Origin of the sequence: Ferrovibrio sp., assembly GCF_035304305.1 — a bacterium.
Taxonomy (GTDB): domain Bacteria; phylum Pseudomonadota; class Alphaproteobacteria; order Ferrovibrionales; family Ferrovibrionaceae; genus Ferrovibrio.
Genome location: NZ_DATGQG010000054.1, coordinates 168,990 through 192,302 on the forward strand (window position 1 = coordinate 168,990; position 23,313 = coordinate 192,302).

Annotated in this window: 23 protein-coding genes; 13 read left to right on the plus strand and 10 right to left on the minus strand. The window is 66.3% G+C overall.

Translation table 11 applies throughout. The features are described from left to right. The first annotated feature begins 157 nt into the window (after positions 1-157). Both VKZ87_RS07105 and VKZ87_RS07110 read left to right on the plus strand, forming a co-directional pair. Entirely contained in the window at positions 158-445 is a 288-nt protein-coding gene (locus VKZ87_RS07105; RefSeq protein WP_324220552.1) for a BolA family protein, read from the plus strand. Between the two features lie 116 nt (positions 446-561). After that, positions 562-915 carry a ribbon-helix-helix domain-containing protein gene (locus VKZ87_RS07110; protein ID WP_324220553.1) on the plus strand — a complete coding sequence of 118 codons (354 nt, stop codon included), beginning with the start codon at positions 562-564 and terminating at the stop codon, positions 913-915. Here VKZ87_RS07110 and VKZ87_RS07115 read toward each other — a convergent pair. Genes VKZ87_RS07115 through VKZ87_RS07125 form a run of 3 tightly spaced genes read right to left on the minus strand, consistent with a single transcriptional unit; the run spans position 869 to position 3,523 of the window. After that, positions 869-1,759, minus strand: coding sequence for an AEC family transporter (locus VKZ87_RS07115; RefSeq protein WP_324220554.1), 891 nt, complete (start codon positions 1,757-1,759; stop codon positions 869-871). The genes VKZ87_RS07110 and VKZ87_RS07115 overlap by 47 nt on opposite strands. Before the next feature lie 4 nt (positions 1,760-1,763). Continuing rightward, positions 1,764-2,888 carry a 3-dehydroquinate synthase gene (gene aroB, locus VKZ87_RS07120; RefSeq protein WP_324220555.1) on the minus strand — a complete coding sequence of 375 codons (1,125 nt, stop codon included), beginning with the start codon at positions 2,886-2,888 and terminating at the stop codon, positions 1,764-1,766. Then, positions 2,885-3,523: a shikimate kinase gene (locus VKZ87_RS07125; protein WP_414655632.1), complete on the minus strand. Its 639-nt coding sequence runs from the start codon at positions 3,521-3,523 to the stop codon at positions 2,885-2,887. The genes aroB and VKZ87_RS07125 overlap by 4 nt, the downstream gene beginning before the upstream one ends. Before the next feature lie 141 nt (positions 3,524-3,664). Here VKZ87_RS07125 and VKZ87_RS07130 point away from each other — a divergent pair, with 141 nt between their 5' ends. The 4 genes from VKZ87_RS07130 (at position 3,665) to VKZ87_RS07145 (ending at position 7,663) form a co-directional block, all read left to right on the plus strand. Continuing rightward, positions 3,665-3,805 carry a hypothetical protein gene (locus VKZ87_RS07130; RefSeq protein WP_324220556.1) on the plus strand — a complete coding sequence of 47 codons (141 nt, stop codon included), beginning with the start codon at positions 3,665-3,667 and terminating at the stop codon, positions 3,803-3,805. Positions 3,806-3,820: 15 nt separating this feature from the next. Then, positions 3,821-5,650: a hypothetical protein gene (locus VKZ87_RS07135; protein WP_324220557.1), complete on the plus strand. Its 1,830-nt coding sequence runs from the start codon at positions 3,821-3,823 to the stop codon at positions 5,648-5,650. A 7-nt stretch (positions 5,651-5,657) separates the two neighbouring features. Then, entirely contained in the window at positions 5,658-6,572 is a 915-nt protein-coding gene (gene xerD, locus VKZ87_RS07140) for a site-specific tyrosine recombinase XerD (RefSeq protein ID WP_324220558.1), read from the plus strand. 110 nt (positions 6,573-6,682) lie between these two features. Beyond that, entirely contained in the window at positions 6,683-7,663 is a 981-nt protein-coding gene (locus tag VKZ87_RS07145; protein WP_324220559.1) for a CoA ester lyase, read from the plus strand. A gap of 13 nt (positions 7,664-7,676) precedes the next feature. Here VKZ87_RS07145 and VKZ87_RS07150 read toward each other — a convergent pair whose 3' ends face one another. From VKZ87_RS07150 to VKZ87_RS07160, 3 genes are read right to left on the minus strand one after another with little or no spacing between them, the layout of a single operon-like run. Continuing rightward, the gene (locus VKZ87_RS07150) at positions 7,677-9,644 is read right to left on the minus strand and encodes a nucleoside-diphosphate sugar epimerase/dehydratase (RefSeq protein WP_324220560.1); all 1,968 of its coding nucleotides are present in this window, start codon (positions 9,642-9,644) and stop codon (positions 7,677-7,679) included. Positions 9,645-9,672: 28 nt separating this feature from the next. Beyond that, complete coding sequence (locus VKZ87_RS07155) at positions 9,673-10,719, minus strand: glycosyltransferase family 4 protein (protein ID WP_324220561.1); 1,047 nt, start codon at positions 10,717-10,719, stop codon at positions 9,673-9,675. Next, positions 10,716-11,873, minus strand: coding sequence for a glycosyltransferase family 4 protein (locus VKZ87_RS07160; protein WP_324220562.1), 1,158 nt, complete (start codon positions 11,871-11,873; stop codon positions 10,716-10,718). The genes VKZ87_RS07155 and VKZ87_RS07160 overlap by 4 nt, the downstream gene beginning before the upstream one ends. A gap of 144 nt (positions 11,874-12,017) precedes the next feature. On the opposite strand from VKZ87_RS07160, the gene VKZ87_RS07165 reads away from it, so the two are divergent. The 3 genes from VKZ87_RS07165 to VKZ87_RS07175 all read left to right on the plus strand — a co-directional run bounded on the left by VKZ87_RS07165 (position 12,018) and on the right by VKZ87_RS07175 (position 15,375). Continuing rightward, positions 12,018-13,328, plus strand: coding sequence for a nucleotide sugar dehydrogenase (locus tag VKZ87_RS07165; RefSeq protein ID WP_324220563.1), 1,311 nt, complete (start codon positions 12,018-12,020; stop codon positions 13,326-13,328). A gap of 60 nt (positions 13,329-13,388) precedes the next feature. Then, the gene (locus tag VKZ87_RS07170; RefSeq protein WP_324220564.1) at positions 13,389-14,510 is read left to right on the plus strand and encodes a GTP-binding protein; all 1,122 of its coding nucleotides are present in this window, start codon (positions 13,389-13,391) and stop codon (positions 14,508-14,510) included. Between the two features lie 67 nt (positions 14,511-14,577). Continuing rightward, on the plus strand, positions 14,578-15,375 hold the full coding sequence (locus VKZ87_RS07175; protein ID WP_324220565.1) for a hypothetical protein: 798 nt from the start codon (positions 14,578-14,580) through the stop codon (positions 15,373-15,375). Positions 15,376-15,387: 12 nt separating this feature from the next. Here VKZ87_RS07175 and VKZ87_RS07180 read toward each other — a convergent pair whose 3' ends face one another. Beyond that, positions 15,388-16,425 (minus strand): asparaginase, encoded by a 1,038-nt coding sequence (locus VKZ87_RS07180; RefSeq protein ID WP_324220566.1) that lies wholly within the window; start codon positions 16,423-16,425, stop codon positions 15,388-15,390. 75 nt (positions 16,426-16,500) lie between these two features. On the opposite strand from VKZ87_RS07180, the gene VKZ87_RS07185 reads away from it, so the two are divergent. The 3 genes from VKZ87_RS07185 (at position 16,501) to VKZ87_RS07195 (ending at position 19,284) form a co-directional block, all read left to right on the plus strand. Next, positions 16,501-17,049 (plus strand): RNA methyltransferase, encoded by a 549-nt coding sequence (locus VKZ87_RS07185; protein ID WP_324220567.1) that lies wholly within the window; start codon positions 16,501-16,503, stop codon positions 17,047-17,049. Positions 17,050-17,162: 113 nt separating this feature from the next. Beyond that, on the plus strand, positions 17,163-18,686 hold the full coding sequence (locus tag VKZ87_RS07190; protein WP_324220568.1) for a hypothetical protein: 1,524 nt from the start codon (positions 17,163-17,165) through the stop codon (positions 18,684-18,686). 76 nt (positions 18,687-18,762) lie between these two features. Continuing rightward, positions 18,763-19,284, plus strand: a complete 522-nt coding sequence (locus VKZ87_RS07195; protein WP_324220569.1) for a PAS domain-containing protein — start codon at positions 18,763-18,765, stop codon at positions 19,282-19,284. Between the two features lie 31 nt (positions 19,285-19,315). Here the strand turns inward: VKZ87_RS07195 and VKZ87_RS07200 are convergent, their stop codons facing one another. Together VKZ87_RS07200 and VKZ87_RS07205 are read right to left on the minus strand one after the other, a co-directional pair. Further along, on the minus strand, positions 19,316-19,879 hold the full coding sequence (locus VKZ87_RS07200) for a ferritin-like domain-containing protein (protein WP_324220570.1): 564 nt from the start codon (positions 19,877-19,879) through the stop codon (positions 19,316-19,318). A 78-nt stretch (positions 19,880-19,957) separates the two neighbouring features. Further along, on the minus strand, positions 19,958-20,260 hold the full coding sequence (locus VKZ87_RS07205; RefSeq protein ID WP_324220571.1) for a hypothetical protein: 303 nt from the start codon (positions 20,258-20,260) through the stop codon (positions 19,958-19,960). A gap of 463 nt (positions 20,261-20,723) precedes the next feature. Between VKZ87_RS07205 and VKZ87_RS07210 the strand changes: the two genes are divergently transcribed. Next, positions 20,724-21,437: a hemerythrin domain-containing protein gene (locus VKZ87_RS07210; RefSeq protein ID WP_324220572.1), complete on the plus strand. Its 714-nt coding sequence runs from the start codon at positions 20,724-20,726 to the stop codon at positions 21,435-21,437. Positions 21,438-21,506: 69 nt separating this feature from the next. Here the strand turns inward: VKZ87_RS07210 and rpsA are convergent, their stop codons facing one another. Next, positions 21,507-23,234, minus strand: a complete 1,728-nt coding sequence (gene rpsA / locus VKZ87_RS07215) for a 30S ribosomal protein S1 (protein WP_324220573.1) — start codon at positions 23,232-23,234, stop codon at positions 21,507-21,509. Positions 23,235-23,313: the final 79 nt, after the last annotated feature.

The following is a 23,313-nucleotide window of genomic DNA, read 5'->3' on the forward strand; positions in this document are numbered from 1 at the left end:
CAGCTTCAAGAGCGGCTTTGCGCTGTGCGGCGCGGGCTTTGTTCATGGTCGCGAAAGTATGGTTTCCGGGCGATGCACTGGCAAGGCAATAGCGGCTGATTTAACGTCGCACCGAATTGCGGTTTTCCTATGGAACACATGGAGTCTGACGATGGGCATGGCTGACCGGATCCGCAGAAGTCTCGCCGCCGCACTGGCCCCGGAGCGCGTCGAACTGGTCGACGAATCGGCCCGCCATGCCGGTCATGCGGCGATGAAAGGCCTGCAGCCGGAGGAAACGCATTTCCGCCTGCTCGTGGTGGCCGAAGGTTTCCGGGGCCTGTCGCGTGTCCAGCGGCAGCGGCTTGTCCACAAGGCACTGGAGGCGGAACTGGCAGAAGGCATCCACGCCCTTGCGATCACTGCCCTGACCCCGGATGAACCCGGCGCCGCCCGGGAGCCATAGCAGCTACAGCCGGAGCGAACCAAAGTCATTCTCATTCAACTTTTTCAGGCGCTTAATTCCAGAATTACAACCTTTTCATTTGACTGGACTCGGGGCGGGCTATTAAGAGTTGTGGCATGCCAATCACCCGCAATCCGCAGCATAGCGGCGCCATCTCGGGTCCCAGTCTGATTACCCGGAATATCCGTCTTCACAGGGGGCGCACCAGCATCCGCCTCGAGCGACTGGAATGGGCAGCGCTGGATGCCATCTGCCGGGCCGAGGGCTTGGACCGCCACGCCTTTGCCAGCCTGGTCGACCGCGATCCGGCGCGCAAAGAGAAGACGCTCACCTCAAGGGTGCGCAGCGCCATCCTGACCTATTTCGTCGCGCGGGCGGGCATGAGCATCCCGGGAATGGGCAGCCGGCTCGTGCGCGAGTTCGTCAGTTCAGGACCAGAAGCAGCAACGCCGGAAGAGACGCGAAGCTGATCAGCGTCGAGAGCACGACCAGGCTGGCGATGGCGGGCGGGTCGCGGTTGTAGCGGGCGGCGAAGACGTAGTTGATCACGGCGGCCGGCATGGCGCACTGGATGATCAGCACCCCGCGCGCCGGCCCCTCCAGTCCGAGCAGCATGGTCAGGCCGAGGCCGACCGCAACGCCGATCCCGAGCCGCAGCACCGACAGGATGATGCCGTTGCGCACGTCCTGCACCTTCAGCGTCGCCAGCGAGACACCCAGTGTCAGCAGCATCAGCGGGATGGCGATGCCGCCGGCAACCTGCAGGCTGCGCATCATCCATTGCGGCAGCTGGACGTCGGTCAGATTGCCGATGATGCCGGCCAGCACGGCATAGATCATCGGCGAGCGCAGTACGGTGCCCAGCTGGCCGCGGCCGGCCATCAGCGCCTGACCGATGGTGAAATTGCCCAGCGACGAAACGGCGAAAAACAGGATACCCAGAGCCAGCCCCTGCTGGCCGAAGGCGAACAGGCAGAGAGACAGCCCGGCATTGCCGGCATTGGGGAATGTCAGCGAGGAAACAAAGGTGCGCACCGGCATATGCAGGAGCTTCAGCGCAAGCGCGCTGGCCGCCATGAAGACCGCCAGCGCCAGCACGCAGGCCAGAAGCATGACGAAGATGATGCTGCGCTCGAACTGGGTCGCCAGCAGCGTATGCAGAACCAGACAGGGCGTGCCGATATTGGTCGCCAGCAGGCTGACCGTCTCGACCTGGAAGGGACGCCCCCGCTTGGCCCAGAGCCAGCCCATGCCGGCCAGCACGAAAAGCGGAGCGATGACGGGAAAAATTTCGGCAAGCGCCGCCAGCGGCATATGCTCAGGCCGCCCTGCGGTCCAGCTGTTCGCTCAGCAGCCCCTGCACGGCCTCAACCGGCACGTCGTCGCGCTGCACGGCGCGGCCGATCGCTTCGGCAAGTATGAAGACCAGCTTGCCGTCACGGACCTTCTTGTCCTGCCTCATATGATCGAGCAGGCGCTCGGCGGAAAAGGCCTGCGCCCCGTCCACATCGGCGAGGCGTGCCGGCAGGCCGGTTTCGGCGAGATGCCGCTCGACGCGCGGCGCCAGATCTGCGTCGCAAAGCCCCAGCGTACCTGAAAGGCGGAAGGCCAGAGCCATGCCGACCGCAACCCCCTCGCCATGCAGCAGGCGCTGGGAATAGCCGGTTTCGGCTTCCAGCGCGTGGCCGAATGTATGGCCGAGATTGAGCAGCGCGCGCTCGCCCTCCTCGCGTTCGTCGGCGGCAACGATGCGCGCCTTGTGCGCACAGCACCGCGCCACCGCCTCGGCCAGCAATGCGGCATCGCCGCTCAGCAGCTTCGTGCCGTTGGCTTCCAGCCAGGCATAGAACTCGGCATCGCCCAGCAGGCCGTATTTCACCACTTCGGCATAGCCGGCACGCAGTTCACGCGGCGGCAGCGTCCGCAGCAGGTCGACATCGGCCAGCACCAGGCGCGGCTGGTGAAAGGCGCCGATCAGGTTCTTGCCCTGCCGCGAATTGATTGCCGTCTTGCCGCCGACCGAGGAATCGACCTGCGCCAGCAGCGAGGTCGGCACCTGAATGAAATCCATGCCGCGGCGCAGGACGGAGGCCGCGAACCCGACCAGGTCGCCGATCACGCCGCCGCCGAGCGCGATCAGATGATCGCGGCGCTCGACCTTCAGCGCCAGCAGCGCCTCGCAGAGGTGCTCGAAACCGGCATAGGATTTCTGCGCCTCGCCGGGCGGCAGAATGATTGCTTCGCTGCCGATACCCTGCTGCGCCAGCGCGCGCTTCAGCGGCTCGAGATGCCGGGCGGCGACATTCTCGTCGGTAACAATCACGGCGAAAGATCGTCGCAGCAGCGGCGCGATATGTTCGCCGGCACGATCCAGCAGGCCGCCGCCGACCAGAATGTCATAGGCGCGCTCGCCCAGCGCCACGCGAACCCGATGCTGCGTCATGACTGATGCCCCGCCTTCTCCGCCAGCGCGCGGTATGTCTCAGGCAGGTGCCGCAGGATCTCGTCCACCACCTCTTCATGCGGCACGTCGCTGGAAATCACCGTGATGTCCGCCTCGGCATAGACCGGATAGCGTTCCTCCATCAGGCGCGCCAGCGTGCCGCGGATATCGCCATTCTGCAGCAGCGGCCGGTGCCCGCGCCGGGCGCAGCGGCGCACCAGCACGTCGAGATCAGCCTTGAGCCAGATCGAGATGCCGCTGGCCGCGATCCGGCGCCGCGTCTCCGGATTCATGTAGGCGCCGCCGCCGGTCGCCAGCACGATGCGCTTCTGGCCAAGCAGCCGGGCGATCACCTTGCGCTCGCCATCGCGGAAGGCAGCCTCGCCATGCTCGGCGAAAATTTCCGGGATCGTCGCACCGGCAGCCTTCTCGATCTCGGTATCGGCATCGACGAAATCGAATCCGATCGCCTGGGCCAGCCGGCGGCCCACGGAACTCTTCCCGGCCCCCATCAGTCCGACCAGCACGAGACTGCGCGGTGCGTCCTGTTCCGAGACCTCGCCGCTGTCGCCCCGTCCGGGCCCTGCTGCATGCTGCTCACCGGCGGAATCCGGCGTCATGGCAATGATACTCACATCGTCTCCGTTACCGGGCTAGCACATTGCCTGCGCCGCGCCGCGCCGATAGAATGCCGGCAGAATAAAGCAATCGCGTCACATTTCCAGCGCGGTCCCGGCCCGATGGCCGGCTGCGCCCCGATTACGGAGCCGCGCCGCATGGCCCGCATGTCAGTCTTCTTCATTGCCCTGCTCGTGCTGCTGATCGGCGGCGGCGCCGCCTTTCTTGCCACCTGGGACATTCCTGCCCCTCGCGCCAAGGTCGAAAAGGTGATCCCGGCCGACCGACTGGGCAAATAGCCGATGCGGCCAGTCATGCTGCAGGCCAGGCGCTGGGGCCTAGCCGCTCTTCTGGCCGCTGCCGCCTGCGCCGAAGCCACGGCCCAGCCGATCCGGCTGATCCCGTCGGATGGCGGCGAATCGCCCGCACAGACCGCACCGCAGAACGAGGCGGCTCCGCAGCTCCCGTCCGTGCCGCAGGGCAATGTGCCGCCTGTGGGCGTGACGCCCGCAGTCCCGCCGGCGAATACGTCCACCCCGCCCGGCGATACCGCCGCGGCCATGCCGAACGGTTTCGTGATCCAGCCGTTGACGGCGCCTGATCCGTCCTCGGCCGGCCTGCTGGACGATGGCAATGGCGGCCTCGGCGCCGATATGTGGCAGGGCTCGACCCGCCGCCAGGCGGCCCAGGCCCTGAGCGTGCTGCCGGCGCCCGTGCCCTCGCCGGCCCTGCGCGAGTTGCAGCGGCGGTTGCTGCTGACCATCGCCGAAGTGCCGTCCGGCGAGCCGCAAACGCCGAGTCTGCTCGGTCGGCGCATCGCGCAGCTCTACGAGCTTGGCGATGTTGACGCCGCCGGACAGCTGGCAGTGCCGAAGCCGCCCCTGCTGAAAGATACCGTGTTTCTCCAGGTACCGGTGGATGCGGCCCTGCTGCAGCAGGATCTCATGCGGGCCTGTGAACTGATCCAGCAGGGACTCCGCGAGGACGGCGCGCCTTACTGGCAGAAGGCCATCGTGCTCTGCCGCTATCACGCCAAGGACATCGCCGGCGGCGATCTGGCGCTCACTCTGTGGCGCGATGGCGGTGGCGACGATGCCGCTTTCAGCGCGCTGGCCGCCGCCCTGCGCGGCGACACCAAAGTGAAGCTAGACGGACTTGGCGACGCGGTGAGCCCGCTGCATCTGGCGACGCTGCGCGCGGCCGGCCGGCCGGTGCCGAAAAACTGGCTGGAGATCGCCGCGCCGGCGGTTCTGGCAGAACTCGCCGGATACGAGAAGGCCGACGCCGATACGCGGCTCGCTGCAGCGGAGGCCGCAAGCCGCCTCGGCGCGCTCCCTCCGGCCAGACTGGCAGAAGCCTATGGCAACGTGGAGATCACCGATGCCCAGCGCAGCGCGCTGCTCGCCGGCAAGGACCATACGCCGCGCGCCGCCGCCGCGCTGTACCAGGCCGCCAAGAACGCCACCGAGCCGAAGCAGCGGACCGACCTGCTGCAGCGTGCCTTCGAACTGGGGCAGGCGCGCGACCTGCTGTTCCCCACTGCCGCCGTTCTGCAGCCACTCGCCGCCGATCTTACTCCCGATGAGAGCACCGCCGCCGCGGCACCGGCAATGATCCGCCTCAACCTTGCTGCCGGCGAGGTCGGGCTGGCACGGCTCTGGTACAACACACTGCTGACACTGACGCCCGAGCGCGGCGGGATGGTGGCGCAGGCCTGGCCGCTGCTGCTGATCGCCGGCGCCGAGACTGAGTGGCAGGACAGCCGCTTCGACGCCTGGCTGGCCACCATGGAGAAGATGCCCGCGGCCGAACGCAATGCCCGGGTCACGCTGCTGCTGACCCTGGCAGAAGGCGCGGGCATCGCGGTGCCGGCGGAACGCTGGGATGCGCTGCTGGCCCCCACTGCCGGCACGGGAACCCGCAGCGGCGCGCCACCCGCCATCTGGCGCAACCTTGCCCGCGCCGCGCAGGCGCAGGCAAAGGCCGAAACCGTGGCGCTGGCGCTGGCGCTGCTCGGCTCGCACGGCACGGAGATGGCCGATGCGCAGACTCTGGTCACCGCACTGAACGCCCTGCGCGGCGCCGGGCTCGGCCGCGAGGCGCAGCAGATCGCCCTGGAAGCCGCGCTGCTGCGGAATTTCTGAGCGCCCGATGGCGCGGCCCGACCGTCACATCGAAAACTTCCTTGAAATGCTGAGTGCCGAGCGTGGCCTGGCGCAGAATTCCCTGCTGGCCTACCGCACCGATCTCGCCGATTTTGCCGGCTTCCTCACTGCCGAAGGCGAAAGCGTGGAGCGCATCGGCATCGCCGCGCTGCGGCGCTACGTGCAGGGCCTTGCCGATGCCGGATTGAAACCGGCGACGGCAGCCCGACGCCTCTCGGCATTGCGGCAGTTCTTCCGCTTTCTCGCCCGGGAGGGATTGCGCAGCGACGATCCCGCCGCGCTGCTGGACGCCCCCAAACGCGCGCGCGCCCTGCCCAAGCTGCTGAGCGAGGAGGAGGTCGACCGGCTGCTGCAGGCGGCGCGCGAGCTGCGCGAGGATCCGGCCGAGGCGGCCAGGCTGACGGCGCTGCTGGAACTGCTCTATGCCACCGGCCTGCGGGTCAGCGAGCTGGTTTCCCTGCGCTGGCCGCCCTTCGGCGACGATCCGCGCTTCCTGGTGATCCGGGGCAAGGGCGGCAAGGAACGGCTGGTCCCGTTGAGCGAACCGGCCCGTCAGGCGGTGGAGGCCTATGCCGGCTTCCGCACCGACTTCCTGCAGCCAAAGCGGACTTCGCCCTGGCTGTTCCCCTCCCGTGGCGAGAGCGGCCATCTGACCCGCCAGCGTTTCGGCCAGCTGCTGAAAGATCTCGCCATTCAGGCCCGGATTCCGCCGGCGAAAGTCTCGCCCCATGTGCTGCGGCATGCCTTCGCCAGCCATCTGCTGGCACGCGGCGCCGATCTGCGCGCGGTGCAGAAAATGCTCGGCCATGCCGATATCAGCACCACCCAGATCTATACCCATGTGCTGGAGGCGCGGAAGCAGGCGCTGGTGCGGCAGCATCACCCGCTGGCCCGGGCCTGACCCACCGGCCGGACCCGCAATGGCCACAATCCGGGTAATTTTCTGAGTCTTGCCACGTTTATCCGGCGCTGTTAGCAGATGCGGCAGACCGATGAAGGGAAAGTGGTGCCATGAGCTTCAAGACGATCACGCCAGCGCCGACCCGGCTCAACCGCTGTGAACTGGCCGTACCGGGCAGCAGCACCAAGCTGTTCGAAAAGGCCGCGAAATCCGCTGCCGACGTGATCTTCCTCGACCTCGAGGATGCCGTCGCCCCCGACGACAAGCCGCAGGCGCGCAAGAACATCGTCCAGGCGCTGCATGACATCGACTGGGGCCGCAAGACGATGTCGGTGCGCATCAACGGCCTCGATACCCATTACATGTACCGCGACGTGATCGAGGTCGTCGAAGGCGCCGGCGACAAGCTCGACCTCATCATGGTGCCGAAGGTCGGCACCGCCGCCGATATCTACGCCGTCGACATGCTGCTGACCCAGATCGAGACGGCGAAGGGCCTCAGGAAGCGCATCGGCATCGAGGCCATCATCGAAACCGCGCTGGGCATGCAGAACATCCACGAGATCGCGGCGGCTTCGCCGCGGCTGGAAAGCCTGCATTTCGGCGTCGCCGACTATTCGGCCTCAACGCGGGCACGCACCACCTCGATCGGCGGACCCAACCCGCTTTACGGCGTGCTGACCGACAAGGACGGCGATAAGCCCCGCGAGTTCTTCTGGGGCGATATGTGGCATTACGCGATAGCGCGCATGGTGGTGGCCGCGCGTGCCAACGGGCTGCGGCCGATCGACGGTCCGTTCGGCGACTTCGCCGACGCGGAAGGCTACAAGGCGCAGGCCAACCGGGCCGCGATCCTCGGCTGCGAGGGCAAATGGGCGATCCACCCGTCCCAGATCCCGCTGGCCAACGAGGTCTACACGCCGCCGGAATCGGAGGTCGCCAAGGCGCGGCGCATTCTGGATGCGATGAAGCAGGCCCAGGCCGAGGGCAAGGGAGCCGTCGCGCTGGATGGCAAGCTGATCGACATCGCCTCGATCCGCCAGGCGGAAGGCATCGTCAAGCAGGCCGAGCTGATCGCCCAGGGCAGCTGACAGGTTTCAGGGGTTATTCCGCCGCGGAGGCCTTGGCGGGTTCCGGGCGCCCGGATCCGCCGGCATCGGCCGCCTTGTCCTGCCCCCGGGGCGCATGCTGGAATTCCGGTACCAGTGTCTTCAGCTGCGTCAGCACCGAAGCCGTATCCCGGGATCTGGCCGCCTCCAGCAGGGCATCAAGACTGCGTTCCAGTTCGGCGTGATCGATGATCCGCGGCGCACCCAGCAGCACGCCTTCCTGCGGCGTCGGCACCAGCGCCTCGTCGCGATGCAGCACTTCCTCGTAGAGCTTCTCACCCGGCCGCAAACCGGTGAAGACGACCTTGATGTCGCGCTCCGGCTGCATGCCGGCCAGGCGGATCATCTGATAGGCCAGATCGCGGATGCGAACCGGCTCGCCCATGTCGAGCACAAAAATCTTTCCTGCCGCATCGAGCTCGGCCGTCGGCAGAGCGGCGGCCTGCAGGATGAGCTCCACGGCTTCACGGGTCGTCATGAAGAAGCGGGTCACTTCCGGATGCGTGACGGTGAGCGGTCCGCCGGCGGCGAGCTGGCGCTGGAACAGCGGAACTACCGAGCCGGATGACCCCAGGACGTTGCCGAAGCGCACCGTCACGAAGCGCGTCAGGCCGGAGGAAAGATCAAGACTCTGGCAGATCATCTCCGCCACGCGCTTGCTCGCCCCCATCACGTTCGTCGGATTCACCGCCTTGTCGGTGGAGATCAGCACCATGGTGCCGACATCGTGACGCTGGCAGGCTGCAGCCAGCTGCCGCGTGCCGATCACATTGGTCAGCACCCCCTCTTCGATATTGGCTTCGACCAGCGGTACATGCTTGTACGCCGCGGCATGCAGAACGATCTCGGGGCGAAATTCGCGGAAGACCTGCTCGATCCGTTCGGGCGAGCGAATATCGGCCAGCACCGCGGCCCGCGGGACGCCGGAGAAACGCTCCGCCATCTCCATGTCGATCTGGTACAACGCATGTTCGCTCTGCTCGAACAGCACCAGCAGGGCCGGCTTCAGTTCCGCGATCTGGCGGACCAGCTCGGAGCCAATGGTTCCTCCGGCACCGGTCACCAGCACACGGCGGCCGGTGATCAGCTGCACGACTAGCGTACGGTCCAGCACGCGCTGCGACCGTCCGAGCAGATCCTCGACATCGATCGGCCGCGGCTGCTGCGCCGCCTCGTCCTCCCGGCGGAATTCCGTCATTCGCGGCAGGCGCGAGACGCTGATTGCCAGCGGCGCGGCCAGATCGAGCAGCCGGCGGATGCTGGCGCCGCCCAGCCGTTCGTCCGCGATCACGATCCGGCGCGGCCGATCCCCTTCATGCATGCCGTTGACGACCGAAGGCAGATCCTCGATTCCGCCCAGGATGCGGATGCCGCGCAGATCCCGGCCCTGCCGGCCTTCGCTGTTGTCGATAATCCCCACCACGCGATAGCCGGCCTGACGATTGCGCTCCATCTCGCGGATGAAGGCATCGGCAGCGAGGCCGGAGCCGACGAGCAGCACGGGCACGCGGCGATCAGTACCGGAAATGAGTGCGCCGGTCAGGCTGCCTTCCTTCCAGCTGCGATAGAGCAGCCGGGACCCGGCCAGCAGGGCAACCAGGATGAAGAACTGCAGGATGAGCGCGCTGCGCGGATAGGCTTCCAGACGCGTGACGAAGAACAGCAAGGGCAGGAAGAGCAGCAGCGACAGAGCGGACGCCCGCAGGATCGCCAGCATGTCGCGCATGGAGGCAAAATGCCAGATCCCGCGGTACAGACCGGAGAAACGGAAGACTACGGCCGCCACCAGCGTGAAGACCACCATGCCCTCCCACGCCTGCAGGGGGCTCCAGCGCCAATCGGCGAGCCAGTAACGCAGCCACAGCGCGGCCTGGTAGGACAGCGCCGCCATGACGATGTCATGCAGCGCCACGACCATGACGCGCCGGTTCAGGCGGGGGAAAATAATCTGTCTGAGTCCCACAGCTTTCAGTTGCCGTTTTCCAAGGGGGTCATTCTACCGGCTTAGCCGCCCCGACGAAATGCCTGCAAAGCAGCAGCGTCGCGACAATGGCCACGGCTACTGCCCCGCCGGAATAGGGCCAGCCGAGGAGCGCCACCAGCGCCAGCAGAATCAGGCCCAGATTGAGGATGGCTATGCGCGAGGCAACAACGGCATGCGAGCCGAATTTGCGCGCGCCCTGCTGGTAGAAATGGCTGTTATGCGCCTGCCAGATCCGCTCGCCACGAGCCAGACGGCGAATCAGCGTCACTGTGGCATCCGTCCAGTAATAAAGCGGCAGGATCACCGCCACCGCCCAGAAACCCTGCATGGCGGCATCCAGCAGCAGCCAGCCGAGCAGGAAACCCACCGGCACGCTGCCCACATCGCCGAGAAAAACCCGGGCCCGGTTCCAGTTCCATGGCAGAAAACCGGCCATTGCGCCGGCGACGATCAGCCCCAGCCCGGCATTGACGCCCACCAGCCCGGCGACCGCCTGGACCAGCGCAAGACCCGCGCCCACCGAGACCGCCTCCGCACCGGAGATGCCGTTGATGCCGTCCATGAAATTGAACAGGTTGGTGAACCAGAGCCAGGCGAGGAACACCAGCGCGCGTTCGATCCAGAGCGGCAGGGCCTGGGTCGGCAGCCAGTCGCCGGCGATCCGCGCGTCGGCAGGCAGCATGTAAAGCACCGCCGCGATGGCCAATGCCTGGGCCGCCAGCCGCTGCCCTGCCGGCAGGCCGCCGCGCCGGCGATCGTCGATCCACGAAACCAGCGCCAGCATCGCCGCCCCCACCAGCGCAAAGCCGGCGGGAATATCCGGAAACAGCGTCAGCCAGACGGCACCGCAGACCAGAATGGCCGTCATCACGGCAATGCCACCGCCGCGTGGCGTCGCCTGGGTATGGCTGGAACGCGCATTGGGCAGATCCAGCACGGCGCGGCGCTTAAGCCAGGCTATCAGCGGCGGTAGCAGGATCGCGGTGATCGCCGCAGCCGCCAGCCCCAGGCCGATGGCCCAGAACCAGTCGTTCAGGTTATCCGGCGTCGTCATGGGTTGCTCCGCAGCGGGCCGGCCACGCGCTCATAGGCCGCAAGGCTCTCGGTCACGAAACGCTCGACCGAGAATTCGGCCTCCGCCATGGCGCGTCCCCGCAGAGCCAGCCGCCGACGTAGCTCCGGGTCATCGAGCAGCTGCGCGATGGCCTGCGCCGTGGCCTCGGCATCGCGTACCGGCACCAGAAGGCCATTCTCGCCATGCCGCACCACTTCGCGGCATCCGGGCACGTCAGCCGTCACGATGGCCCTCCCGGTGGCCGCCGCCTCGATCAGGCCGCGCGGCAGACCTTCACGGTAGGAAGGCATCACGATCACATGGGCGCGCGCAAGCATGGCCGGCATGTCTTCGGCATAACCCCAGTATTCGACAACGCCCGCCTCGACCCACTGCTGCAGCAGGGCCTCTCCGATATCGGTCGGGTTGTCCGAATCGCGCCGTCCGACCAGCACGAAACGCGCCCGGTAACCCGCAGCCCGAAGACGTTCAGCGGCGCCGACGAATTCGTGGATGCCCTTGTCGCCGAGCAGCCGGGCAGGAAACATGACGATCGGCGGGTTGTTCTCATTGATCTCCGGCTCTGGCGCGGCAGCAAAGACATTCATATCGACGCCGCAACCCCGGATCATCACCCAGCGGCCGGGCTGCACCATCCCGCGCTGCTCGAACAGCGTACGGTCGTCGCCATTCTGGAAAATCGCCACGCTGTTGCGATGATTCAGTGCGAAGGCATAAAGCCGCTCAATGATCCGTCGCAGCAGGCCGGTACGGCCATCCTGCCGGATGAACAGGAATCCGAGTCCGGTGATCGCATGGACAACGGCGGGCACGCCGAGCAGCCTTGCCGCCACACCCCCCCAGATCACCGGTTTGATCGAGACGAGGTGCAGCAGCGCCGGCTGCAGCCGGCGGATCAGCCGCAGCATGGCAAGCAGCAGGCGCAGTTCGGCGACCGGATCACGGCCGCCGCGCGCCAGCGGGATCGGATGCACGTGAAATCCCAATGCCGTCAGCCGCGCCGCAATGGCGGCATCCGCCGGGGCGGCGACATGCACCTCCCAGCCGCGCTGCTGCATGGCCAGGCCGACGGGCAGCCGGTGAGTGGTGAAGAACAGCGCTTCCTGGACGACGATCAGCAGCCTGCGGGACATGCCCGGCTCTATCCCGCCCGGGCCTGCCGGGTCAAGCTGTGGCCCGGCAGGCAGCCCAAATAGCCGACAGATAACGGGCGGAATTGACACTGGGGCCCGGGCGGGCTACCCCCTGCGACGCGTTTCCCTGCAGAAAGTCCTTCCTTGTCCATTCCACCCGATTCGCCGCCTACCCCAACCACCTCCGAATCCATTGCCGTGATCGGGATGGGCTATGTCGGCCTGCCGCTGGCCCTGGCGCTGGCGCGGCATTTTCCGGTCATCGGCTTTGATATCGACCGGGGCCGGGTGGAGGAACTGCGCCGCGGCGTGGACCGCACCCGCGAAGCCGAACCCGAGGCCCTGCGCTCGAGCAGCCTGAAGCTCAGCGCCGACCCTGCCGACCTGCCCGGCCACGGCATTTACATCGTCACGGTCCCCACCCCGGTGGACGCCGGGAACAAGCCGGATCTGGGGCCGGTACGCTCGGCCTCGCGCAGCGTCGGCCAGGCGCTCGCACACGGAGCCGTGCCGGGCGCCATCGTAGTGTTCGAGAGCACGGTCTATCCCGGTGTCACCGAGGAGATCTGCGGCCCGATCATCGCCGCCGAGTCGGGCCTCACCTGCGGCCGGGACTTCTTCCTCGGCTATTCGCCCGAGCGGATCAATCCCGGCGACAGGGTCCATACCGTCGACAAGATCACCAAGGTGGTGGCCGGCCAGACGCCGGAAGTCGCGACCCGGCTCGCGGCGATCTACGGTAAAGTGACCAGCGGCGGGATCCATCTGGCGCCCACGATCAAGACGGCGGAAGCCGCCAAGGTGATCGAGAACGCCCAGCGCGACATCAACATCGCCTTCGTCAATGAGATCGCGATGATCTTCAACAAGCTGGGCATCTCGACCCAGGACGTGCTGGCAGCGGCCGGAACAAAGTGGAATTTCCTGAAATTCCAGCCCGGACTGGTCGGCGGGCACTGTATCGGGGTCGATCCCTATTATCTCGCGCACCGGGCGGAGGAACTGGGCCATCATGCCCGCATCATCCTTGCGGGACGCGCGATCAATGACGGCATGAGCCGCTACGTCGCCGAATGCGTCTCGTCGCGCATCCCGAAGAACGGCCCCGTGCTGGTGCTGGGCCTGACCTTCAAGGAAGATGTGCCCGACCTGCGCAACTCGAAGGTGGCCGACCTGGTCGGCCACCTGAAGCAGTTCGGTCATGCCGTCACCATCCATGATCCGCTGGCCGATCCGAACGAGGCGCAGCACGAATACGGCCTGATGCTGACGCCGAAACTGGACGGCCTGAGCGGCTTTGCCGCCGTCGTGGTCGCGGTTCCGCATCAGCAGTATCGCGCGCTTTCACCGGCCACTATTGCCGGCCTGCTGCAGCCGAATGGCCTGCTGGCCGATCTCAAGGGAATGTGGCGTGACCACGCAGCCGAGGCCGGCCTCAATTACTGGGCGCTGTAGTCGGCACCGGACATTGTTCCCGCCACCGGATGGGGCATAATCGGCGCGAGGAGTTTTCCGATGTCCGAACAGACCGACGCGCGCATTCCCGTCTCCGTCATCACCGGCTTTCTCGGCGCAGGCAAGAGCACACTGCTCAACCGCCTGCTGCGGCATCCGGAGATGGGCGAGACGGCGGTCATCGTCAACGAATTCGGCGAAGTCGGCCTCGACCATGCGCTGATCGCCTCCAGCAGCGAGGACACGGTGCTGCTGAATTCCGGTTGCCTGTGCTGCACCGTGCGCGGCGATCTGGTCGAGACGTTCCGCGACCTCACCCAGCGCAGGGATAAGGGGGAAATCAAGCCCTTCCGTCGCATCGTGATCGAAACCACGGGACTGGCCGACCCGGCACCGGTGCTGCATACCCTGATGACCGACCCGGTGGTGGCGGAACGCTGCCGACTGGAAAGCGTGGTCACGCTGGTCGATGCGGTCAACGGCGACAGCACGCTGAACCACCATCGCGAGGCGGTGAAGCAGGCCGCCGTCGCCGATCGCCTGGTGCTTACGAAGGTGGACGTGGCCGACGCCCAGGCGGTGCAGCAGCTGCGACATCGCCTGCAGCATCTCAATCCGGCAGCGCCCATCTTCACGGCGATCGATGGCGACATCGCGCCGAACCAGCTGTTCAATGCCGGGCTGTACGATCCCAGGACCAAGAGCTTCGATGCGCAGAACTGGCTGCGCGCGGAAGCCTACGAACATGGCCATGGCCACCACCATCATGATCACGGTCATCACCATGATCATCATCACCACGATCATGACCACGCCGGCGACGGCCAGGATCCGCATGACGTCAACCGGCACGATGCGTCCATCCAGGCCTTCTGCCTGACCTTCGACGAACCGTTCGACTGGAACACGCTGGCGACCTGGCTGGACCTTCTGGCCGCCTATCGCGGCGACAATCTCCTGCGGGTGAAAGGCCTGATGAATGTCAGCGGCGTGGACCGCCCGGTCGTCGTGCACGGCGTGCAGCACCTGTTCCATCCGCCGGCGACCATCCCCGCCTGGCCGGATGAGGATCGCCGCAGCCGGATCGTGTTCATCACGCGCGACCTGCCCCGCGAGGTGATTGAACAGACCCTCGCGGCGCTCCGTCAGGCCGAGCCGCCGGCGGACGCTGCCGCCAGCTGAAGCATGGTCAGGACCGAAACGGGGCGTGAGCGTCAGGCCTCATGACATCGCAGTGCCGGAAAAAGGCATGAACCAGGGTCTCGATCCCGCATTGCAGGCGCATATCCGCAGTCTTGCCGCCACCGCCCCGACGCGGGTCTTCGCCATCAGCCAGAACAGTCGCAAACTCTGGGTGAAGACCGCGGGCATCCCGCGCCGGCGCTCGTCGATTCTGCTGCAATGGATGCTCGCTACCCTGTTCGGCCTGCCGATGCTGCGTCCGCCGCGACGCCGCAGCGGTGCCGCCGCGCTTGCCGCCGAGGCCGCGGCGATCCGCAACCTCGCCGCGGACGGCTTCCCGGTACCCGAGGTCATCGGCTGCACGCCTGAATGGCTGGTGCTCGGCGATGCCGGCACGGCGCTGGAATCCGATCTCGGCCGTCTTGCCGATGTCGACGAGCGCTGGCGCCGCATCGAGGCGGCAGCGGCGCTGTTGAGCCGCCTGCATGCCGCAGGGCTGTGGCATGGCGGCGCGCAGATCCGCAATTTCAGCTGGCGCGACGGCAGGCCCGGCCTGCTGGATTTCGAGGATCACGACCTGCCGGGCATGACCAGGGCGGAGCGGCAGGCACGCGACCTGCTGCTGTTCCTGTATTCGCTGACCCGCTACGAGCCGGCGGGCGGACCGCCGCGGCTGCCGCGACTGGCAACCGCGATGCTGTCCGAAGCGGCACCAGACGCACGCGCGGCACTGGCGAAGTTCCTGCGGCGGACGAACTGGATCATTGCGCTGGCGCGGCTGATCCAGTCGCGCGCCGGGCGTGACGTGCGGCAGGCCGTGGCGGCAGAGGATGCGATTGCCGCCGCCCTGCGCGCCACTGCCTGAACGGAAGCCGGCTCAGAAGGCCGGCGGCGCCAGCGAGATGCTGCCGACGTCGAGGCCGCGCCAGTTTCTCAGCGGCTGTTCGACCAGCGGCCGGATCGCCTCGCGTCCGGTCTCGTCCAGCAGCCCGACATGCTCCAGCAGGCCGCCGAGGGCGGTCTGCGCGGCCCGCGCCGTGCCGTCCAGCACCTTCAGCGCGATCCCGATCCCCTTCTCCGCCGAAGCCGCGGTATAGACGCCTTCCGCGCCGGTCTTCGCGATGAAACGGCCGGCCCCGGCCTGCATCACTGCCGTGCAGAAGCGGCCGGTGCCGGCCACGTAGAAGGGCTCGGCCAACAGCGCGGCGGCGATCCGCTTTGCCGCTTTCGCCCGTTCCGGCGCCAGCCCCTGACCGGTGATGTAGCGCGCGAAGCCATGGGCCAGCTTGCGCAGCGGCAGCGGCATGGTCGGCATCGAACAGCCATCGATACCGGTCAGCGCAGGATCGAGCTTCACGTTGCATACATCCTCGATCGCCGCCGTGACCCGCCGCTGCACCGGATGGTCGGGCCGCACATAGCCGGCGATCTCTTCGCCGAGATGCCGCGCCACGCTGACCATGCCGGCATGCTTGCCGGAGCAGTTGTTATGCAGGTTGCCGGGCTGCCCGCCCTGACGCGCGAGCTGCCGCGCGGTCTCCTCGTGATAGGGCCAGTGCGCGCCGCATTCCAGCACGTCCGCCGAAAGGCCGATGCGCTTGAGCCAGGCTGCAACCGTTTCGGTATGCCGCGCCTCCCCGCCATGACTGGCGCCCGCCAGCGCCAGCTCGGCATTGCTGAGGCTGAAGGCGTCGGCAGCGCCGCTTTCCACCAGCGGCAGGGCCTGGATCGCCTTGTTGGCCGAACGCGGGAAGACCGGCGCGTCGACATCACCCCAGCTCGCCACCACGCCGCCATCGGCGTCGAGGATGGCTGCGGCCACGGCGTGGCGGCTTTCCACTTGCGCTCCACGCGTGACCTCGACGATAAAGGGCCGCGCGCCGGGGGGCGGCAGGGGACCGAAGGGGCGACTCATGGCGCTCTCTCCTGCTGGAATCGTTCTGGCTGGACTCACTTTGGCGGCTTATACACGGCGGCGACAGGACTGGCGATGCGTGGCTATTTCGGAATCGGCGTCGAGCGCCTGAGCAAGCCGATGAATGCAGGCAATCTGTTCCGCACCGCGCATGCCTTCGGCGCCGGCTTCGTGTTCACCATCGACGCCGAGTATTCGGTCAAGCGCGCCCGCTCCGACACCAGCAAGTCGCCCGATTCCCTGCCCTGGTACGAGTACGAGTCCGCAGCCGACCTCACCCTGCCGCAGGGCTGCCAGCTGGTCGGCATCGAATTGCTGGATTCGGCGATCGAACTGCCGCGCTTCCGCCACCCGCTCAAGGCCGCCTATGTGCTGGGCCCGGAAATGGGCAGCCTGTCCCCCGAACTGGTGGCCCGCTGCGCCCATGTGATCAAGATTCCCACCAGCTTCTGCGTCAATGTCGCCGTCGCCGGCGCCATCGTCATGTATGACCGGCTCATCACCCTGGGGAAGTTCGGCGAACGGCCAATCTCCGCTCTGCCCCGCAGCCTTGCCGCGCTGCCGGAGACGGCTGATCCCTGGGCGGACAATCCCGGCCGCCGGCACCCCAAGCGACGCGGATAACCACTTTTACGAGTACTGATGGCAACGCATTAACCTACTGGTTTCGCCTACCATTTCCTTTTCGGCATGCGGCTGCCATAATGCCGGCATAACTGGCACGTCGAGAAGGCCACATGAGCGCACCATCGGGGGTTACGGAGGTATCGGGCGGCGTTGTTCTGTGCCAGGACGCGCATGCGCTATCGGAACGCCGTGCCCGCGTGATGGTCGGCCGCGTCTGCCGGGACTATCTCGACGAGAATGTGCTAATCCCGATCGAGCTTCTCCACCATAGCGGCCATGCCAAGCTGCTGAACAACGCCGAGAATCTCTGTGCCGCGCTGATCCAGAAGGCGGCCGTCGCCCAGGCCCAGGCGACCAACAGTCCCGTTCGCGACAAGGTCAAGAAGCTCTACGCCATCACCACCGCGGCAATCACCCAGGTTGAGGCCTTCGAGAAGCGCCTGCCGGCCACGCCCCTGACCCACCGGCTGCTTGCCCAGCTGACCGCATCCGATCCGCTATACGGCACCCGCATCGCCTTCTCGGCGCTGGCGCGGCATCTGCACCTGAGCAAGAGCTGGACGGAGAAGGCCGAGCGCTGCCTGGCGCTGTTCGGCGAGGGCATGGATCCGTCCGCCATCACCGTCCTGGACGAGGCGCTTGCCGAAATCCTGTCGGCGAAAAGCGCCGTGCCCGAGCTGCTCGGCCGGTTCCGCGATGCCAAGCTGCGCATCGTGCAGCTGATGTCGCTGCTGGACAGCCGTTACGCCATCGACGACGAGGCTTACGCCACCGACTTTGCCCGCCGCCTGCACGAGATCGCCAGCGCGCATCCGATGCCGGCCCTGCGCGAGGCGATCGTGGCGCTGACCCGGCGGCTGCTGATCTCCTCCGTGCCCCTGCTGTCGGAAGAGCCGACCGAGGAATTCCGCGCCACCAAGGAAACCTATGCGCTGCTCACCCGCGACCGGGACATGGCGCTGGAACTCGGCGCCGCCGACCTGTTCGAGAAGCGCATGGTGCGGCTGGTGACCGCCGAGAAGCTGACCAAGCTGATACCGGGTCATTATTCGGCACCCAAGCTGATGCAGGGCCTGCAGCTCTTCGAGGAGGCGATCGGCGACGGCCCGCGCGAGATCCTGCTGAAGTACATCTCGTATCTCTTCGAGCACCGCGATCTCGAGAAGGAATTCGCCGATCCGGCCTATTCGCCGGAGGAGAAGGTCGAGATCGCGCAGGAACTGCGCAAGAAGGTGATCAGCTCGGGCCTCTCCGACCATCGCCGCGAGGCGTTCCTCGGCATTCTCGATCCCCTGACGCAGAGGCTGGCCGCCGGCGAACAGCGCCGCTCGGCGCGCACGCAATGCGGACCGGAAGATCACGTCCTGCTGGAGGGCACGCGCATCCCGCTGAAGAACTGGAGCGCCATCGGCCTGCTGTTCGGCCCGATCACCGGCACGTTCCTCGAGGGCGAAATCCTCAATCTGACGGTCAAGATCAAGAATCCGAAACTCCAGATCACCTTCGATGCTGAAGGCGATGTGGTGCGCTATACCGATGAGGGGTATGTGGCCATGCGGTATCGCTGCAAGGATGCGCAGATGGCCAAGAAAGTCGCGCTGTATTTCGACCCGCTGGCGGGCGCTCGCGTATAGGTCGCGCATCCGAACGCACACACCCATTGCCGGAAAATAACTTCTGTTTCAGCCGGCGATTGCATAGGTGTGGCGGATGGACACTGCCTTCCTCGCCGCACTTCCTGCCGATGGCATGCGCCGCATGCTGCGCCACTGGAACGAGTCGCGCGGCAGCGAGACCGTGCCGCGTCAGCCGCCCTTCACACCGACACTGCTGCCGGAGCAACTCGCGCTGGTCCAGGTCCACGAGCGCAAGACCGACGGCCGCTTTCTCTGCCGCCTGTCCGGCACCGCCATCGTCGAGGCATTCGGCTTCGAGAGCACCGGCCGCCATGTCGACGAGCTGGCGCATCCGTCCCATGTGGAAAGCCGCGTCGCGATCCTGAACGAAACGCTGCGGCATGGTTCGCCAATCTTCTATTCCGGACGGTTGCTGATGCCGCTTTGCCGGTGGAAGGGCGTCCAGCGGCTGCTCCTACCGTATGCCGATTCCCGGGGCGACAGGCGTTTTGTCTTCAGCATGCTGCATTTCCTCGAGCAACAGCCTGTCGGCATCGGCGCGGGCGACATTGCGGACAAGCGCCTCGCCTTCCCCGGCCAGGCCGGCGCGATCTGAGCGCCGCCCGGCCGGGAAGTCTGAAACCGGATCAGTGTTTTGCGGTGACACCGGGCATATCGGTGCGGAGCATGTACTTCTGCGTGATCTCGGGCAGATGCTCCTCGAGCCAGGTGGCCATGGCGATTTCCTCTTCGAGGATCTGCTCGCAGATATTGCGGGTTTCCGTGTCTCCCAGGCTCTCCGCGGCCGCAATCAGGATGCGATAGGAGGCAATCTCCATATGCTCGAAGGTATAGGCGGCCATGGAGCCCTTGATGATCTCGTCATCGACGAAGGCACCGCTCATCCCCTGGGCGAAGGCCATCATCCTGCCGAAGGCATCCTTCAGGGTTGACGTGGTGTCGCCGTAGCGGTCGAGGCACTGCTTAAGCCGGCGCGCCTGCCCGCGGGTTTCCTCGATATGGCGCTGAATCTGGCTCTTGAGTTCGGGATAGTTCTCGATGCGTCCGGCGAACTTCGTCAGCATCTTCTCGGACTGCTCTTCCGCCGCATGGGCATCGCGCAGCCAGTCGACCAGCTGTTCACGCGCCTCTGAACTGCCCGTCTGGCGGGTTGTCGCTTTCGCGTAATGCTGCTGCGGGGATTCGGACATGACCATACTCCTTCCAACGGATTTGTATGGCCATGGCAACCCGTGAAGTGGGGAAGCGTTCCGGCGAAAGATCGCCCGTCAGTTACTCTCGGACGGAGCCGCCCGACGGCGCGAAGCGGCTTTCTTCCTGGCGGAAGGCTTTGCGGCAGCCGGATCAAGTCCGGCGGCAGCATCCGCGGCAAGCGCCTCCTGCTCCGCCTCGGCAGCAGCCGCGTCGCGGGCGAGCCGCAGCGCCCTAAGCCTCGCCACCTTGGCCGCTTCGGCCACGTTGCGATCGTGATGATCCTTCAGCGCAGCCGCCGCTTCCCGGGCCTGGCTGGTTGCCCGCTCGAAACGCATCTGTGCCCGCTGCCGGGCCGCCTCGGCCGAATTGTCCTGCATGTCTGGATCCTTGATCAGGGGCGCACGCGCCGGACGGTGGTCCGCTCCGCCGCCTTCTGGCGATATAGGGCGCAGCGGCACGAATCATACCCCACAGCATCATTTTGCCATCAGGAAACTGAAAAAAGCGCAGGACCAACCTGGTTCCGGGGAGCAGCCCGCAAGCGCTGATCACCAGCAACGCGTCCGCGGAGCTCGGGGATCATTGCCATCTCATGCCAAGGTCTCGGCGGCGCGCGCAGGCTTCCGCATGCGCGAGTTCGTTTACCGTCGTCCGCGGGGAAATATGCCGATTCGGAGAGCGCGCGTCGTCGCCGTTCGAAGGTGTGAAGAACTGCCGCCGCAGTTTCAAACTGCGGACGCACCGCTTTCCGGGCGACGGGAACGAAACAGCGCCCGTCGGGTTACGGGCGCAAAGTGAAAAACTCCCCGTGTCCCTTTCATTCCCCAAGGAGATCGCCCCATGGCCCGACGTGCCGCCACGAAATCGAAGCCCCGTACCGCCAGCAAGTCGCGCAGGACGACGAAGTCCAGCACCACCCGCCGGAAGACGGCCAGCCGCTCGGCGGCGTCGCGTAAATCCACCGCACGCAAGACGGCATCCCGCCGCAGCGCCGGCCGCCCGACAGCCCGCCGCCGTTCCGCCCGGTTCGGCATGACGATTACGCCGGCGCTGGCGAAACTCGCCCGCCAGATGAGCACGGCGATGAGCGAGATGATGGCCTCTCCCACCGATGCCATCACCCTGCTGAAGCGGGATCACCGCGAAGTGGAGACCATGTTCAAGGAATTCGAGCAGCTCGAGTCCAAGGCCGAGAAAGGCAAGCTGGCCGCAAAGATCTGCCTCATGCTGACGGTGCATGCGACGATCGAGGAGGAACTGCTCTATCCGCAGGCCCATGAGGAGATCGAGGAAGATCTGGTCGACGAGGCCATCGTCGAGCATGCCAGCGCCAAGCAGCTGATCGCCGAGATCGAGGCGATGAGCCCGCGCGATCATCTGTTCGACGCCAAGGTCAAGGTGCTGGGCGAGTATGTGCAGCACCATGTGAAGGAAGAGGAAAACGAGATGTTTCCGCAGCTGCGCGACAGCGACATCGACCTCGAGGAACTGGGCGAGCAGCTGATGATGCGGAAGGCGGAGCTGCTGGAGAAGATGTCGTCCGCAAAACGCTAGGTTCCGGGCGAAAAGAAAAGCCCCGGCGGATCGCTCCGCCGGGGCTCTGCATGTCCGGGATGGACCGGCTTACTGGCCGGCGTCCTCGTCCTTCTTCTTGCGCATGGCGGCACCCAGGATGTCGCCCAGCGAGGCGCCCGAGTCGGTGGAGCCGTACTGCTCCATCGCCTTGCGGTCCTCTTCCATTTCCAGCGCCTTGACCGACAGCGTCAGCTTGCGCGCCTTGCCGTCGATGGTGACGATCTTGGCGTCCAGCTTGTCGCCGACCGAGAAGCGGTCCGGACGCTGCTCGTCGCGGTCGCGGGACAGTTCCGACTTGCGGATATAGCCCTGCACGCCGTCGCCGACGGTGACCGTGATGCCGCGCGGATCGACCGCCGCCACGGTGCAGGTGACCACCGCGCCCTTCTTCAGTTCGCCGAGCGACTGGAAGGGATCGTTGCCCAGCTGCTTGATGCCGAGGCTGATGCGCTCCTTCTCGACATCGATGTCGAGCACCTGCGCCTTGACCACCTGGCCCTTCTGGTAGTCCTGGATCGCCTGTTCGCCGGGCTTGTTCCAGTCCAGATCGGACAGATGGACCATGCCATCGACGCCACCGTCCAAGCCGATGAAGAGGCCGAACTCGGTGATGTTCTTGATCTCACCCTCGATGACCGAGCCGACCGGATGCTTGTCAGCAAAGGCATCCCACGGATTGGCCATGCACTGCTTGAGGCCGAGGCTGATGCGGCGCTTGGCCGGATCGACTTCCAGCACCATCACTTCGACTTCCTGCGAGGTCGAAACGATCTTGCCCGGATGGACGTTTTTCTTGGTCCAGCTCATCTCGGACACGTGCACGAGGCCTTCCACACCCGGCTCCAGCTCCACGAAGGCGCCGTAGTCGGTGATGTTGGTCACGCGGCCCATGAAGCGCGCGGTCACCGGGTACTTGGACTTCACGCCCTCCCACGGATCGGCCTCCAGCTGCTTCATGCCGAGGCTGATGCGCTGGGTTTCCGGGTTCACGCGGATGACCTGCACCTTCACGGTCTGGCCGATCGACAGAACCTCGGAGGGATGGTTCACGCGGCGCCAGGCGATGTCGGTGACGTGCAGCAGGCCGTCGACGCCGCCGAGGTCAACGAACGCACCGTAATCGGTGATGTTCTTGACCACGCCATCGAGGATCTGGCCTTCCTTGAGGTTGGACACCAGTTCCGAACGGGCTTCGGCGCGGCTCTCTTCCAGCACGGCGCGGCGCGACACGACGATGTTGCCGCGGCGACGGTCCATCTTGAGGATCTGGAACGGGGTCGGCTGGCCCATGAGCGGACCGATATCGCGCACCGGACGGACGTCGACCTGGCTGCCGGGCAGGAAGGCCACGGCGCCCGACAGGTCGACGGTGAAACCACCCTTGACCTTGCCGAAGATGACGCCTTCGACGCGCTGGTTGGCGTTGAAGCTCTGCTCCAGCTTCTCCCAGGCTTCCTCGCGGCGGGCCTTGTCGCGGCTGATCACCGCCTCGCCCTGGGCATTCTCGATACGGTCGAGGAAGACCTCGACGACGTCGCCGACCTTCACTTCCGGCGCGCGGCCCGGGGCGGCGAATTCCTTGAGCGCAACCCGACCTTCGCATTTCAGGCCGACATCGATCAGGGCAAAATCATTCTCGATGCTGACGACCACACCCTTGACGACAGTGCCTTCCATCGCATTCGCGGTGGTGAAGGACTCTTCCAGCAGGGCGGCGAAATTTTCGTCAGCCGAATAGGTTTCCGCAGCCTTCGCCGCAGTACTACGTTTAGCCATTATGTCTCCTAGGAGCCCCTAGTGGTTGGGCCTGCCGGATGCCAGAGGCGATCCGCGGGGCGGGCAGGCAGGGCGCTGA